Source organism: Mycoplasma phocoenae, assembly GCF_012934855.1.
In the GTDB taxonomy this organism is placed as follows: domain Bacteria; phylum Bacillota_I; class Bacilli_A; order Mycoplasmatales; family Metamycoplasmataceae; genus Metamycoplasma; species Metamycoplasma phocoenae.
Genome location: NZ_CP051481.1, coordinates 211,650 through 227,112, shown reverse-complemented (window position 1 = coordinate 227,112; position 15,463 = coordinate 211,650). Strand labels below are relative to the sequence as shown.

The 15,463-nt window shown below is 29.9% G+C and carries 13 protein-coding genes; 4 read left to right on the top strand and 9 right to left on the bottom strand.

Going from position 1 to position 15,463, the window contains the following annotated elements:
• Window positions 1-73: 73 nt before the first annotated feature.
• The 6 genes from HGG69_RS00850 to ftsY all read right to left on the bottom strand — a co-directional run bounded on the left by HGG69_RS00850 (window position 74) and on the right by ftsY (window position 7,978).
• Window positions 74-4,366, bottom strand: a complete 4,293-nt coding sequence (locus HGG69_RS00850) for a PolC-type DNA polymerase III (protein WP_169604926.1) — start codon at window positions 4,364-4,366, stop codon at window positions 74-76.
• A 15-nt stretch (window positions 4,367-4,381) separates the two neighbouring features.
• On the bottom strand, window positions 4,382-5,338 hold the full coding sequence (locus tag HGG69_RS03085; protein WP_205852860.1) for a phosphatidate cytidylyltransferase: 957 nt from the start codon (window positions 5,336-5,338) through the stop codon (window positions 4,382-4,384).
• Window position 5,339: 1 nt separating this feature from the next.
• Window positions 5,340-5,891, bottom strand: a complete 552-nt coding sequence (gene frr / locus HGG69_RS00840; RefSeq protein ID WP_169604925.1) for a ribosome recycling factor — start codon at window positions 5,889-5,891, stop codon at window positions 5,340-5,342.
• Between the two features lie 12 nt (window positions 5,892-5,903).
• A complete protein-coding gene (pyrH, locus tag HGG69_RS00835) occupies window positions 5,904-6,620 on the bottom strand; it encodes a UMP kinase (protein WP_169604924.1) in 717 nt (238 codons plus the stop codon).
• Between the two features lie 76 nt (window positions 6,621-6,696).
• Window positions 6,697-6,930 carry a sigma factor-like helix-turn-helix DNA-binding protein gene (locus tag HGG69_RS00830; RefSeq protein ID WP_169604923.1) on the bottom strand — a complete coding sequence of 78 codons (234 nt, stop codon included), beginning with the start codon at window positions 6,928-6,930 and terminating at the stop codon, window positions 6,697-6,699.
• Window positions 6,923-7,978, bottom strand: a complete 1,056-nt coding sequence (gene ftsY / locus HGG69_RS00825; protein ID WP_169604922.1) for a signal recognition particle-docking protein FtsY — start codon at window positions 7,976-7,978, stop codon at window positions 6,923-6,925. The genes HGG69_RS00830 and ftsY overlap by 8 nt, the downstream gene beginning before the upstream one ends.
• A 293-nt stretch (window positions 7,979-8,271) precedes the next feature.
• Here ftsY and HGG69_RS00820 point away from each other — a divergent pair, with 293 nt between their 5' ends.
• Window positions 8,272-8,592 carry a virulence protein gene (locus tag HGG69_RS00820; protein ID WP_169604921.1) on the top strand — a complete coding sequence of 107 codons (321 nt, stop codon included), beginning with the start codon at window positions 8,272-8,274 and terminating at the stop codon, window positions 8,590-8,592.
• Window positions 8,593-8,641: 49 nt separating this feature from the next.
• Here the strand turns inward: HGG69_RS00820 and HGG69_RS00815 are convergent, their stop codons facing one another.
• Window positions 8,642-9,454 (bottom strand): leucine-rich repeat domain-containing protein, encoded by an 813-nt coding sequence (locus HGG69_RS00815; RefSeq protein ID WP_169604920.1) that lies wholly within the window; start codon window positions 9,452-9,454, stop codon window positions 8,642-8,644.
• A 175-nt stretch (window positions 9,455-9,629) separates the two neighbouring features.
• Here HGG69_RS00815 and HGG69_RS00810 point away from each other — a divergent pair, with 175 nt between their 5' ends.
• From HGG69_RS00810 to HGG69_RS00800, 3 genes are all read left to right on the top strand, one after another.
• Window positions 9,630-10,601, top strand: coding sequence for a lactate/malate family dehydrogenase (locus HGG69_RS00810; RefSeq protein ID WP_169604919.1), 972 nt, complete (start codon window positions 9,630-9,632; stop codon window positions 10,599-10,601).
• A gap of 84 nt (window positions 10,602-10,685) precedes the next feature.
• Window positions 10,686-12,206, top strand: coding sequence for a glycerol kinase GlpK (gene glpK / locus HGG69_RS00805; protein WP_169604918.1), 1,521 nt, complete (start codon window positions 10,686-10,688; stop codon window positions 12,204-12,206).
• 9 nt (window positions 12,207-12,215) lie between these two features.
• Window positions 12,216-13,136 (top strand): alpha/beta fold hydrolase, encoded by a 921-nt coding sequence (locus HGG69_RS00800; RefSeq protein WP_169604917.1) that lies wholly within the window; start codon window positions 12,216-12,218, stop codon window positions 13,134-13,136.
• A gap of 44 nt (window positions 13,137-13,180) precedes the next feature.
• Here the strand turns inward: HGG69_RS00800 and HGG69_RS00795 are convergent, their stop codons facing one another.
• The gene (locus HGG69_RS00795) at window positions 13,181-14,176 is read right to left on the bottom strand and encodes an alpha-ketoacid dehydrogenase subunit beta (RefSeq protein WP_169604916.1); all 996 of its coding nucleotides are present in this window, start codon (window positions 14,174-14,176) and stop codon (window positions 13,181-13,183) included.
• A gap of 24 nt (window positions 14,177-14,200) precedes the next feature.
• Complete coding sequence (gene pdhA / locus HGG69_RS00790; RefSeq protein WP_169604915.1) at window positions 14,201-15,292, bottom strand: pyruvate dehydrogenase (acetyl-transferring) E1 component subunit alpha; 1,092 nt, start codon at window positions 15,290-15,292, stop codon at window positions 14,201-14,203.
• Window positions 15,293-15,463: the final 171 nt, after the last annotated feature.

The following is a 15,463-nucleotide window of genomic DNA, read 5'->3' as shown; positions in this document are numbered from 1 at the left end:
ATTCAGGCTGTTTTTATTATACACTTTTAAAGCTAAAATTGTGTAAAAACAGCTTTTAATCCCGAAAAACAATTTAAAACAAACTAATTCTATTATCTTCATCCAATTCATCGAAAATACCTAGATCTCTCATGAATTGTAGAATTCTTGAATTTATTTTTGTTCTTTTGGTTAAATCTTCTATCGATAAGAAATGGTGTTCATTTCTTGCTTCAACAATAGAATCAGCAACTTGTTGCCCCATTGATTCAAGTACATTAAATGGTGGTATTAACGCGTTGTTTTTATAATCTATTTGTCATCTAGAAGCAAGGGATTCATTAATTGAAACATTTTTGATTTTAAAGCCTCTTGCATATAATTCTTGTGCAATTTCCAAAGATTGAATAATTGCCTTATCCTTTACCGTTGCAGCTCTACCTTTAGCTTTCAATTCTATTATTTTATCATCGACTGAGCTTTTACCACTACTCATTGCTTTAATGTCAAAATCATTTGATCTAGTTGTAAAAAATGTTGCATAGTATTCTAATGGATAATAAACTTTAAATCATGCAATCCTTCAAGCCATAATAACATATGCTGTTGCGTGAGCTTTAGGAAACATATATTTAATTTTTTTCAATGATTCAATATATCATCTTGGCACATTATGATCGACCAACATTTGCTCTTCTTCAGAGGTCAATCCTTTTCCTTTACGCACTTTTTCCATGATTTTAAAACTTAATAAAGAATCCACGCCTTTAGCTATTAAAGCTTGCATAATGTCATCTCTACAGCATACTAGTTGCGATAAATCCAGATTCATATTTTTGATTAAATCTTCAGCATTACCTGTTCAAACATCAGTACCATGACTTAAACCAGATAAAGAAATTAAATCTGAAAATTTTTTAACTTTGTAACTGTGTAACATTCGTCTGACAAATTGAGTTCCGAATTCAGGAATACCTTTAGCACCAGTTCTTTCGTCAATTTGTTCAGGTTTAATTCCTATTGCATTTGAATTTGAAAACAATTCAATAACATTAGGATCACTTTTTGGTATTGATTTAGGATCTATATTTGTTAATTCTTGCAGCATTTTAATAGCCGTTGGATCATCGTGTCCTAGTAAATCTAATTTCAATACGTTGTCATGAATACTTGTAAAATCAAAGTGTGTCGTTTTTCAAGCGCTGTTCGTGTCATTGGCCGGGTAGTTTATTGGTGTAAAATCTTCAACATCATACTCTTTTGGAATAATAATAATTCCTCCGGGGTGTTGTCCTGTAGTTCTTTTAACACCTGTGGATTTACTTGCTAAAAATTCTAAATAGGCATTTGAAAAACCTTTTTCTCCTTCTGGTGTTATAGCTTCATTGTATTTTTTTGCAAAACCATACGCTGTTTTATCAGCTATAGTAGAAATTGTTCCAGCTCTAAATGCGTGTGTGTCACCAAATATTTCTTTTACATAATTATGAATAGTTGCTTGATACTCACCCGAAAAATTTAAATCGATATCAGGGACTTTATCAGCATTAAATCCTAAGAAAGTTTCAAACGGTATAGAATGTCCGTCTTTAATTAATTCATTGTTACATTTTGGACAATTTTTATTTGGTAAATCTCACCCACTAGATATTTCCGGAGTAGAATCAAACATTTCCAAATACTTGCAATTAGAACATAAATAATGGGGGTTTAATGGGTTGACTTCAGTAATACCAGCTAAATTTGCAACTAATGATGATCCTACAGAACCACGACTTCCAACTAAGTAGCCATCATCAGCACTTGCTTTAACTAACTTGTGACTGATTCAATAAATTACTGAATATCCATATTTAATAATGGGTGTTAACTCAGTATCAATTCTTTTTTTAATAATATTCGGTAGTTCATCGCCGTATCTTTGTTTAGCTGTTTCATATACTAGATTAGTTAATTTTTCTGAACTATCGTCAAATGTAGGAACATATAAAGAATCTTTAATAACTTGAACATTTTCAATTTGTTCAGCAATCTTATGAGTGTTTTCCACAACAATTTCATAAACTAATTGATCGTCATTTAAAAATTTAAATTCTTCAATCATCTCTTCTGTGGTTTTTAAATCTAATAATGGATAGTTTTCTAAATTTTTATCTTTATAATCATGTAGTCAATGTTTAGCACCACCCACTCCATCTGCAAAAAAGTACAAATTATGAATGTTTTTTTCTACTGGGTCTATATACCTCGCATCAGAAACTGCCACCAAAGTTTTATTGTATTTATTAGCTAATTCAATTACAAAATGATACATGCTTTTTAAGTCATCTTCATTAACTGTACCTCGAGCAATTAAATGTTTAAAACTTGATATAGGTGGTAATTCAATGTAATCATAAATTTGAATATCTTCTTCAATATCTTCAGTTCTCGAAGTCATTACTTTATCTCAGAAATTTGATTTGTGCGTAGCAGTACCAATAAGTAAATTGGATGAATTATTTAAATCTTCAATAAATACTTTTAGCCCATTGTAGTAATCATCAGTACTGGCTTTGGAAATGATCTTGAATAATTCTTTTAATCCTGTTTGATTTTTCGCTAGTATTCTAGCTTCGTTCGAGAATTTTTTAGCATAATATTTATCATTCATCCAAGTATTTAATTGAATAGTGTTAGTAATGTTTAAATCTCTTTCTAATTTAAGCATCATTTTCATTCAGACACCAGATAAAACTTTAGCATCTTGATCTGCCCGGTGAGCTTTTGAATCATCATAAAAAATATCAAATTTTTTCGAAATTGCAGATAATCTAAAACGTTTTATATCGGGGAACAATAATCTAGATATATTCAATGTATCCAATGTAGGTGTTTTGGCATTTTGAATATTATATCTTCTGAATAACTCTTTAGTAAATCCAAAATCAAACTTAGCGTTATGGGCTACAGCTATACCTTGTGATAGTATTTCTTTTATTTTATATGCCGCTTGTTCTAAAGATATTCCTTTTTCATCCAAATCTTCATTAGTAATTTTAGTAAAATTTGTGGTTCATGTTGAAATTGGTTTTCTTGGTTTAACAAAGAATTGATGAGTTTCAATTATTTGACCATGTTCAACAATAACGGCACCAAACTCAATGATGTCATTGTAAATCGGACTTAAGCCTGATGTTTCCAAGTCGAATACAACGTATTTTTTGTCTTTTAATTCACATTCTTCAAAATCAAACATTACGTCATTTGATTTAGAAATGACACTAACCGTAGCTCCATAAATAGGTTTTACTGAACTTTTTTTAGCTGCGTTATAAAATTCTGGGAATCCTTGCACACCATCGGTATCAGTCAACGCAATCGCTTCATAACCTAAATCTTCAGCTGCTGCCAAATATTCTTTTGGAGAAACGACTCCGTCTTGTGTTGACATGTTACTTCTCAATGCTAATTCGATTCTTTTTTTAGGACTGTTATCTTTTTTATTTCTTCACAGTTTTTCAGTTTTTTCAATTAATTTGGCTTTAAAAACGTTTGTTTGTAAATAATTATCCATTTCAGTCGACCCAAACACTCGAACAAAATCCCCATTTTTAAATTCCACCGAATCAGGATTAATTTGTTTGACTATTTTCGCTTCAGTGAAATCGCTTATTATAAATTGAAGTATAGAAAAATCTTCTTTAATTTGACGGTGTTCTAAATTAGTAATTTGTCCTTTAATAACTAAGTTAGTTTCATATGTATAATCAACGTCTTTTAATAAAATTTCTTTTGCATCTTTTGAATATTTACGTTTGACACCGCTACTAACAACTGGAGTATTCACTTCTGTATTTTGTTTATAATTGATAATATTTTTTGCTGCATTTAAATGAGCCTGTTTAAATTCTTTATGTATTTTATATAAATCTTTTTCAGTTAATTGAAGAGCTATTTTAATATTTTGATATCCTACTTTTTCCAAGGTATCAACTAATGTTTTTTTATTTTTTTCACATGATTCCAGTATGTCTTTGATTGCGTGTTTTAAAACAAGAGTGTTGCCTTCTATTAATTCAACATCTTTTTTATTGATTCTTGATACAAAAGATAATAATTCAGGTTCATGAATACTTAATCCAAAAACTAAATAATCAAAAATAGTTTCAGCATCTAATTTTGAAAATCTCACTTTAATGTTGAATTTTAACGGGTTAGGGAATCTTTTTGTAGCAAAAACAAATGATTTAAACTTATCAATATTAATGTGATGATCAAACGTTAAATCTATTTCTAATAAATTTTGTTGAGTAATAAATTCTGAACGAGTGATTTCAAAATGCGAAAAATCACTATCAAGTTTAAAATTGATTTTTTCACAAAATTTTTCAAAAACACTTTTCATAAGTTACTCCTTTTTTTAAATAAAAGCTATTATTAATATTAATCAAATTGATATACTTGCAGCACTATCAAAACGATCCATTATTCCGCCATGACCATTAATCAAGTTACTAAAATCTTTTATTTTAAAATTACGTTTTAACGCTGAAAATCATAAATCACCGCATATTGCTAATGGTGGTAATACAAAAGCAGCAAGAACACATTGAATAATGTTATCGAAAATTAATGTACTTGTTTCTTTTGTTCAAAAATACATCGCATAACCAAATATAAAAATGGCTACAATACTCAATGTTACTGAGAAAAACGCCCCTTCTCATGTTTTTTTAGGACTGATTTTAGGTGCTAAATTTTTTTTGATTATTTTTTTTCCAAAAAATTTCCCACCAAAATATCCACATGTGTCAACGAAAATTACAATTAATTCTAAGAATAACATCGCATAAAGACTGACAATATTTAATATAAACATAATTTTAAAAAACATTGGAATTATAAATATAGAAGCTATTATTAATAAATTTAATGTTGTTTTGTTATGTGGTTTGTTTAGTATTAAATTTATTAATACACCAGCACTGATTAATAACACTGGAATAGTAAAGTGTAAAAAAGATCAAAACATTGAATATTTGGTGTTGTCAATGTTAAATATATACACTTTTAAAATATCGGATAATTCAGCAGAATAAGGTGTATCAGTATTGAATATGTTTCACTCATTAAATAATGTATTGAGTGGCAATAATCAAATTGATAACACTCCAAGACCATACATAATTATTGAATAAATAGATTGTTTATGATGTTTTAAAATTGTTTCATATACAGTGTATATAGATAGTGCAAAATAAAAAGAAAACCCTATTGATCTTCCAGGCAACTTGCCAAAAAACGTTATACAAATTAAAGGGGTTAATACTAATAATAAAATTAATATTCCCTTAAGTCTTTGAATAACATTTTGCATGTTAGATAGTCATAAGGTCTTTTTCTTTTATTGCACTTAAATTATTGATATTTTCAATACTTTTGTCTATGTTTTTTTGAATAACATCTAAATATTGTTTTGAAATATCTTCACTTAGTTCTTTATCATTTTTAATGTTTTTATTGATATCTTGACGTATTTGTCTGATTCCAACTCTTGCCTGTTCAGTATATGTATTTAATTGTTTAACCATTTCTTTACGTTTATCAGTAGTCATTGATGGGAATGATAATCTTATTTGGTTACCTTCGTTTGAAATACTGATTGGTAAGTTTTGATCTTTAATTGCTTTTTCAATTTCTTTAATTGAACCCATATCATATGGTTTAACCAACAGTTGAAGTGCACTTGCGGTTCCGATTGATGCAATCTCTTCAATAGTCATTTCTTGATCGTAATAATTTAATTTAATTTTATTTATTAAATTTGGATTTGCTCTTCCTACTGCTATTTTATTCATTTGGTTTTTGAAGTTTTCAATAACTTTTTCAGAACCTTCTTCTAAATCCATTAAATATAAATCTAATTCCATATTTATCTCCTATTATTTATGAACTCTTGTATGTTTTATTGAACCATCGATTGCTTTCAATAAAGATTTTTCTTCATTGATGTTAAAAATCATCAAGTCAATATTATTTTGTTTCGCCATAGACACGGCGGTTTGATCCATTACTGTTAAATTTTTCTCTAATATTTCATCGTAAGATATTGAATCAAAACGTTTTGCATTTGGGTTATTTTTAGGATCTGAATCATAAATCCCGTCGACATTATTTTTACCCATTAAAATTGCTTCAGCACCAATTTCTGATGCAAATAATGTTGAAGCAGTGTCGGTTGTAAAAAATGGTCTACCAGTTCCACCAGCGAAAATAACAACTTCACCATCTGCTAAATATTTTTTAGCTTTTTCATTGATATATGTTTCACAAATTTTGGGATCCGATGATAATGATGAAAGTACACGACATCCTAATCCTTCATTTTCGAATCCTGATTGCAGTGCTAATGCATTCATAGTTGTAGCTAACATTCCGATGTAGTCAGCTCTAACACGGCTTATTCCATTCTTTTCCGCGCTTGTTCCTCTTCAGAAATTTCCACCACCAACAACAATTGCAACTTGAGTTCCTTTTTTGATTATTTCTTTTAATTGTGTGGCGAATGTTTTAACTAATTCATAATCAATTGCTAATGATTTACTTTTATTAGCTAATCCTTCTCCGGAAAGTTTAATTAATACTTTTTTATACTTCATAAAGTCCCCATTCTACTTTTATGTATATGAATTTTACCAATTTAATGTCTAATATAAAGCCATTATTGTTTTTTTATTAATCAGACACCTTTTGATGTATCTCTATTAACTTTTTTTTACCTTTTTTAACAGCATCAAATGCACCAGACCTAGTCATTGCTAATTCTGTTCCGATTTCGCTAAATGACAAATCTTCATACAATCTTAAGTACAAAGCTTGTTTTTGCGATTGCGGTAATAAATCTTTATATTTTTCGTAAAGTTGTGAAATGAATTCCATTTCTTCTAGTGGATTGTTAAAATTATTCATCACTTAGTCCTTTGGTTAGAGCATAGATAAATTGATCTAAATCAAACTCGGCTAAATCTTCTAACTTTTCACCTAATCCAATGTATTTAACATTTAAACCAATCTCGTCTCTTATTGTTAAGACGATACCACCTTTTGATGTTCCATCCATTTTAGTTAGTACTATTCCAGAAAGTTTTGTAACTTCACCAAATAATTTTGCTTGATTGACACCGTTTTGACCTGTTGTAGCATCAATAACAAGTAGTGACTCATGTGGAGCATCTTCGATTTTGCTGGAAATTATTTTATTCAGTTTACCCAATTCATTCATTAGATTAACTTTGTTTTGCAATCTACCTGCAGTATCGATCAATAACACATCATAATTGCCTTTAATTGCTTCATCACAAGCTCTAAAAGTTACTGCTGCAGGATCTGTTTCATTTGCAATTGGTTTAATCAAATCTACATTAGTTCTTTGAGCTCAAACTTCCAATTGTTCTACTGCCGCTGCTCTAAACGTATCTGCCGCTGCTACTAAAACTTTTAAACCTTGTTTTTTTAAACTGTGTGCAATTTTGATTATTGAAGTAGTTTTACCAACCCCATTAACACCAACCATCAAAATAACATTCAGTCTATCTTTTTCAATATTCAAAGTTGTGTCAATAACTGAGTTGGCTGTATAAATTGTGAATAGCTTATCAGCTATAATTTCTTTGATTAATTTAGGGTCTTTAATATTTTCATTTTTTACTGCTTTTTTAATTTCGCTTATCATAACATCCACTAATTTCATACTGATATCACTCATAATCAAAATTTCTTCTAATTCTTCAAAATATTCTTCATCAATTTCGTTATATTGATTTTCTAAAGATTTAATCATTTCACTAAATGAATTATTTGATTTAGATAACCCCGCTACATATGTATCAATTTTCTTTTCTTTAATTAATTTTTCGGTAACTTTTCTTTCTTTTTGTTTTTCAATCTTATTTTCTATTGCTTCAACATTGTTGTTCGAACCAAAAACTCTATCTTTTAGACGCTTAAAAAAACCCATTTTCACCACCTTTATATAAATCACATTAATTATATATTAATATGCATTTATTACCAAAGTAAAAACGCAAACTTAACACAGTCTAATAAAAAAAATAGCACTAAGCGATTATAAACAAATCAAACAATTTAACTAAAAATATTTAAAAAGCTGTTTTTTTATGTCATTATTCAATACTTTGTTATTTTTTTAATTGATACTTACATTTAGTCGTATAATTAATTTATAAAACTATGAAAAATGGCAGCCCTTATGGGCTTTTAATTTTTACGAGGATAAAGAAGGGAAATTATATGTACGGAATTGTTTTTTATCTAAAAAAAGATATTCTTAAAAACGAATACCATAAAAACGACGATTATCATCAAGCCTATGAAGATGTAAGAAGTATTTTGAGACATTATGGTTTTCATTGATTATCAAACTGTGTTTACTATGCGAACACAAATAATAATTTAGCTAATGCTTATAGAGCAATTAGAAAATTAAAAGAGTTAGAATGATTCAGAAACGCTCTTGTAAGTTTTAATTTATTTAAAATGTCAGATTTTAGTGATTTTACAACTTTAATAAAAGAGGGTTGAGAGCCCGCGAGTGATACACCAATGATTTAATTAATAAATTGATGAAATTAAAAGATCGCCTCTACAAGCGATCTTTTAATTATTTAATTTCAATATTGTCTTTTTCACTTAATTCTTTTTTAATTGCTTCTTGTAATTCAGCAGATAATTTAGAAATATTGACTTGAACTTTCTCCCTATTTACACCAAATGCTTTCGGACTGAATAAAGTTACTGAATTTGGCAACTCTACTGAGCTGAATGCGTTGTTTGCGAAGGCTGAATTTTTGATTGATTCAACTCCTGTTAAATCAATATTTGCTAATTGATTACCAGCGAATACTGATTCGTTAATATGTTTTAATCCATTCAATGTAACTTCAGTTAATTCATTATTTGAAAAAGCACCTTGTTTAAGGGTTACATTTTTAGGTAATACAAGTTTTTTTATTTTGTTATTTTGGAATGCGTTTTCTTCAATTAACTCAAGTTTTGAAGAGTTTGCGAAAACTATTTCTTCAATATTTTGGTTTAAGAATGCACCTTTTTCAATTTTTTTAAGACTTGCAGGTAATATAACCTTCTTAATGTAAATAATGTTTGGAACATTTTTGACTAAATTAACTCCTGTTAAATCTTTACGTTCTTGGTCTGATAATTTTAATACTCTTGTAGCTTCTTTTGAAAACATAGCTTGGGTAATGATTTCTAATTTGTTATCCTTTGATAAATCCAATGTTTGTGTTTGTTTATTGTAATAAATTTGATTTCCTTTTTCATCTGGTTTGAAATATTTGGTTGCAGCATCATTTACTGTTTCACCACTATTACCACATGAAACTGCTACTAAAGGAGTAGCTATTGCTGTAATTGACATCAGTGATATCATGATTTTCTTTGTTATTATTTGCATTTATTAATTTTAACATATTCAAAACTAATAATATTTGATATATTTGGAAAAAATAGGAATTTATTTGATTAAATACGTACTTTAATTTTCTTTTTTTTATAACTTGTTTGACAATATATTAAAATATAAGTACAAAAAACACAAATAAATTATTCAATAAGATAGAGGATTAAATATGAAAAAAATAGTAGTAATTGGGCTTGGAAATGTAGGATTTACCTATGTAAACGTTTCTGTAGCTCGCGGAATAGAAGCAGAGTGAGTATTTATTGATAAAAATAAAGATTTATGTGACGCTCATGCACACGATTTTCAAGACATGGTTGCCGTTTTACCAAGAAACGGATCAACATTCCGCGCTGGTACATTTGCAGATGCTAAGGGCGCAGATATAGCTGTTGTTTGTGCATCAATTCCAGCTGGTAAAGATATGTCAGATCGTTTAGCATTGGCAGGAAAAAATGCTGAATTAATGAAATCATTTACAGAAGAATTAAAAAACGCTGGATTCAAAGGTGTATTTATTGTGGCTGCCAACCCTTGTGATGTTATGGCTGCTGCAATCCATTACGCCGGAAATTACCCATTCAAAAAAGTTATTTCAGCCGGTACAACACTTGATTCAGCTAGAATGAAAAAATTTATCGCTCAAAGATTCAACATTGCTGCCGATTCAGTAAATGTTAGTGTTCTTGGAGAACACGGGGGTTCAGCATTTGTGGCTTGAAGTCAAGCAAAAATTGGTGACATCAACTTCAAAAACATCTTAAAAACAAAACGTATTAAAAAAGATGAATTAGACGAACTTGAAGTAAAAATGAAAAAAGAAGGATTCTATATTTGAGAACGTAAGGGTAACACTCAATTCGGTATTGCGACATCGTTATACGAAATTACACAAGCAGTATTGCTAAACAAACGTACAGTTATGAATATTGGTGTTAAATTACCTTCAAGTTACAAACACTCAGGAGTTTGAATATCAATCCCTGTAATCGTTGGTGAAAATGGATACGAATATTTACCAACTAAACCAACATTGTCAGATGATGAATGAGCAAAATTTGAAAAATCGTCCGCTTTATTAGCTAAAGTTCACAATGAAACATTAAATCAAATTGGTATTCACACAGACATTGAAGAATAATATTATTATTAAAAAAGTGCTTCGGCACTTTTTTATTTTCAAAGAGTATGCCCTTTAATTTTTATTTTTAATATAATCTTATTTATGGATAAAAAATATATTTTAGCTTTAGATAGCGGAACAGCAAGTTGTAGATCAATATTATTTGATAATAAAGGATCTATAGTAACACAAAGTCAAATTGAAATTAGTAAATATTATCCGGAAAGTGGTTGAGTAGAACAAGATGCACTTGAAATTTGAAACACACAACTTTCTACAATGCAAGCTGCAAAAAACAATGCTAATAAAAATGCTTGTAGTATTGATGCAGTAGGAATTACTAACCAAAGAGAAACTGTTGTATTATGAGATAAAACAACGGGCTTACCAATTTACAACGCTATTGTGTGACAAGATAGACGTACCGCATTATACTGTGATAAATTAAAAAAATATACTGATAAAATTCGTGAAAAAACCGGATTAATTATTAATCCCTACTTTTCTGCGACGAAGATTAGATGAATACTTAAAAACGTTCCAAAGGCAAAAGAATTATTAGAGAAAAATCAATTACTAGCAGGAACCATTGATACATGATTAATATGAAAATTAACAAATGGAAAAGTTCATGCAACTGACGTATCAAATGCTTCGAGAACATTACTTTTCAACATTAACACACTCGAATGAGACGAGGAATTATTAAAACTTTTTGATATACCAAAATGCATATTGCCAGAAATCAAAAGTTCTTCTGAAACATTTGGTTTTATCGAACCATATTTTTGATCAACAAATTCAAATGAATTAATACCTATTACTGGGGTTGTTGGAGATCAACAAGCTGCTTTATTTGGGCAATTATGTACTGAACCGGGTTCAATAAAAAATACATATGGCACAGGTTGTTTTACATTAATGAATATCGGACATAAACCAATACTTTCCAAAAATAAATTATTAACTACTATCGCTTGACAATTAAAGGGAGAGAAACCGGTATATGCTCTTGAGGGATCAGTATTTATTGCTGGAGCGGCAATACAATGAATACGAGATGCATTACGTATAATATATGATTCTAGTGAATGTGATTACTATGCTAAACTCGCTGAAAAAGATGATTCACACCAAGTATACTTAGTTCCTTCATTTTCGGGTTTAGGAGCGCCATACTGAGACTCTTATTCAAGAGGTGCAATCTTTGGTTTAGAACAAAGTACTAAGAGAGAACATATAGTTAAAGCAACATTGGAAGCGATTGCTTTTCAATCGAATGATTTAATAAATGCGATGGTTAATGATTTTGGTAAAAATATTAAAATATTAAAAGTGGATGGAGGGGCAAGCAATTCAAATTATTTAATGCAATTTCAATCTTCTATTTCAAACATTATTGTACAACGACCTGAATCAATTGAAACTTCATCTTTAGGAGCTGCTTATTTAGCTGGTTTATCTTCAGGTTATTGACAAAGTATTGAAGAAATAAAAAATAATTCTGTAAATAATAAAGAATTTACACCTAAATTTTCAAAATCAAAAACTAAAAAATTGATTCAAGGTTGAAACACTGCAGTCGAAAGAACCTTTAACTGAACTAAAGAAGTAAAAATTTAAGGAGTGTTTATGAAAAAATTCACGATAAATTCAACAATAGACAATACAAAACTCAATTGTATTGACTTTCATCCGTCTATGAAAAATCCGAAATGTGTTATTCAGATTATTCACGGCATGGCTGAGTATATAAATAGATACGCACCGCTTGCTGAATATTTCAACGATTTGAATATTAAAGTCATTGGTATGGATTTAAGGGGTCATGGTAAAACAGGACAAAACATAAATCAATTAGGGCACATATCTGATTATGACGGTCATACAAAAATCGTGGAAGATACATACGATTTGAATTACTGAATTCAAAAAAGATACCCTAACTCTAAAAAGTTTATTTTAGGTCACAGTTTTGGTTCAATAATTTTACTTAATTATTTATTTAAATATCATGAAACTATTGATGGAGCTATTGTTTGTGGATCTCCGGGATTTGCAAGTATAAAAGAAAAAATGTCGAATAAATTATCATTCTTCCTGGCCAAACATCAAGGGCCACAATATATAAATGATAAAATAAATAAAATGGCATTCAGTTCAGCTAATAAAAAAATCAAAAAAAATCGCACTGAATGAGATTGACTGAATAATAATAATAACGAAGTTGATAAATATATTGCCGACCCATTGTGTGGTTTTAAATGTTCCAACTCATTTTTCTATAATTTAACAACTTTAATAATAAAAATGTCACAAGCAGAAAATATTGATTTAATACCTCGCGATAAAAAAATTTTATTTATTAGTGGTAAAGAGGACCCAATTGGTGGGTATGGTAATAAAAACTACAAAGTTGTTAATTATTACAAAAAAAATAATTTTCAAAATATTGAGCTTAAATTATACAACGGTATGCGCCATGAAATATTATTAGAAAATGATCGTGAAGACGTTTTTCAAGATATATATAATTTCATCAACAATGTTTAATAAAAAATTACGGCTATGAAGCCGTAATTTTATTATTCTGTTTACTATTTTTTGTATAGCTCTTTAATTTCGTGAGCAATTTTGTTTGCATCAACCATAAAGTGAGCTTCTAAAAATGGTAAAGGAATTGTTACATCTGGTCCTGTTAGACGTACAGGAGCAGCTTTTAAGTAATCAAATGCTTTTTCGTTAACACGAGCAACAACTTCTGAAGCTATTGATAGTGTACGAACTGCTTCTGAAACAACCAATAGTTTTCCAGTTTTCTTAACTGAATTTACAATTGTTTCTGTGTCCATAGGTTTTAAAGTTCTCAAGTCGATGATTTCAACTGATCCTTCAAATCCTGATTCGTATAATTCTTTTAAAGCTTTTGTTGTTTCATGAACCATGTGTCCATATGTAACAACTGTTAAGTCATCACCTTCAACAACAACGTTTGCTTTACCGATTTCAACTTTGTAGTATCCTTCAGGAATATCTTGTTTAAATGCACGGTAATCACGTTTGTGTTCTAAAAATACAACTGGATCTGGACTTTCAATAGCTGCGATCATTAAACCTTTTGTGTCATATGGTGTAGATGGCATAACTACTGTTAGACCAGGGATGTGTGAGAATATTGCTTCGATTGATTCTGAGTGGTGTTCTAATGCACGAACCCCTCCTCCACATGGCATTCTAAATACTGCTGGAACTGAATATTTTCCACGTGTTCTGTTACGTAGACGAGCTGCGTTTGTACAAATTTGTGCTAATGCGTAGAATACGAATCCAGAGAATTGGAATTCAACAACTGGTTTAAGACCTGCAACTGCTGCTCCGATTGCTGTACCAGCGATTGCTGATTCAGAAATAGGTGAGTCAAATACTCTTTCTGCACCAAATTTTTGTTGTAGTCCTTCTGTTGCACGGAATACTCCACCTTCGAATCCGGCATCTTCTCCGTATAGAACTAAAGTTTTATCTTTTTCGAACATTAAATGAAGAGCTTGGTTTAAGGCTCCAATATTATTTAAAGCTATTTTTTTATCTGACATATGTTTTCCTTTCAAAAAGACCAATTATTTTTGGTATTTTTTCCCTTCTTCTAGTTGTTCTTTTAGTTCTTCTGTCATTTCTGCGTATGTTCATTTAAAGATGTCTTCGTATGATTCTTTTCCTTCTAATTCTTGTCCTGCATCAACAAATGCTTGTTTTGCTTCAGCTTCAGCATCTGCTCAAATTTGTGCTTTAGTTTCTTCAGTAAGTAGTTTTGTATCTAATAAGTATTTTTCAATACGGTGCATTGGTTCTCATTTTTCTTTTTCTTGTTCCATTTCTGCTGAACGATATACACGTGGGTTATCTGATGTTGTATGTTGTCCTTGACGTCATGTTACGAATTCAATTAGAACTGGTCCGTTACCTTCACGAATGTATTTAACAGCTTCTTTAGCAACTTCGTATGATGCTAGTAAGTCGTTACCATCTACACGTAATCCTGGGATTCCGTATGATGCTGCACGTTGTGAAAGTGTTTTAACTTTGTATGAATTGTGTTGTGGAACTGAAATAGCTCATTGGTTATTAGCAATTGCACATAGTAATGGTAAATTACGTACTGAGGCAAAGTTTAATCCTTCGTGGAATTCACCTTCGTTGGTTCCCCCATTACCAATTGTTGTTAAAGCAATTGTATCTTTCCCTTGTAGTTTTTGAGCGTATGCAACTCCGGCTGCTTGTGAAATTTGTGATCCAATAACAACTTGCATTGGCATAACATTTACACCATCTGGTGATTTAGCTCCTTGTTCTGACCCTTTTCAATATTTGAAGTAGTCTTTCATAGGAATTCCTAATGTTAATAGTGTTGCTAGAACACGGTAGTGAGGCACAAATCAGTCATCTTTACGAACAACTGCTCCTAAAGCTGATAAGAATGCTTCTTCTCCTAAGTTAGGTGCGAATGTACCGATACGTCCTGTTTTTTGTAGGTTTAGAGCGTATAGGTCTCATTGACGTGATCTAACCATGTTTTTATACATTTCTAAAATTTCTTTTGTTGATTCTGGTTTGTAGTTTTTATCGATTAGGTTACCATCGATATCTAGTAAACGAATCATTTCTTTTTCATCAGACATAACAACGTCTGATTTAACATATTTGAAACTCATTTATTTTCCTTTCATTTCTCGCAATTTTATGCACTTAAATTATAAGATAAAGGAAATATTTTTTTTTATTCTCAGAACAAAAAAATAACATTTTGACATAAAAATATTAAAAAATGCCTGTTTTTGATATTTTCATGACTATTTTTTTTATGTGATTTTTTATTTTTTATT